Source organism: Stenotrophomonas indicatrix (assembly GCF_002750975.1).
Taxonomy (GTDB): Bacteria; Pseudomonadota; Gammaproteobacteria; order Xanthomonadales; family Xanthomonadaceae; genus Stenotrophomonas; species Stenotrophomonas indicatrix.
The window spans coordinates 1-434 of the sequence record NZ_PEJS01000004.1 but is presented as its reverse complement, the minus strand read 5'-3'; the positions used below and the strand labels follow the sequence as shown (position 1 = coordinate 434).

Here is a 434-nt window from a genome sequence, read left to right as displayed (position 1 = left end):
CTCCCTGGTGAAATTAGCGCTATGGAACCACCCGATCCCATCCCGAACTCGGAAGTGAAACGTAGCTGCGCCGATGGTAGTGTGGCCTAAGCCATGCGAGAGTAGGTCATCGCCAGGGTTTATACCCCGAAAACCCCGCTGCTCATGCAGCGGGGTTTTCCTTTTTTTGCAAGCCTCAGGTTTCGACCTGGACTTAACGCAACAACTTCACGAAGAGCTTCAAGTTCCTCTCACAAGTTGTTGACAAAGCTTAAAAGCCTGCCATAATAGGCGGCTCGCAACGACGAAAGGCCTTCGGGTCCAACGACGAAGCAGCATCGGCAACAACGTCCACTTCGGTGAGACGGCCTTGAAAAAAGGTGTTGACGAAGCGGAAAAGCCGGCTATAATGGGCGGCTCGCTACGAAGGAAACTTCGCAGCACACGGGAACGGC

1 rRNA gene is annotated in these 434 nt (G+C 53.9%); it reads left to right on the top strand.

The features are described from left to right. Positions 1–3 precede the first annotated feature (3 nt). Positions 4–118 (top strand): 5S ribosomal RNA (gene rrf, locus CR918_RS20960). Positions 119–434 lie beyond the last annotated feature (316 nt).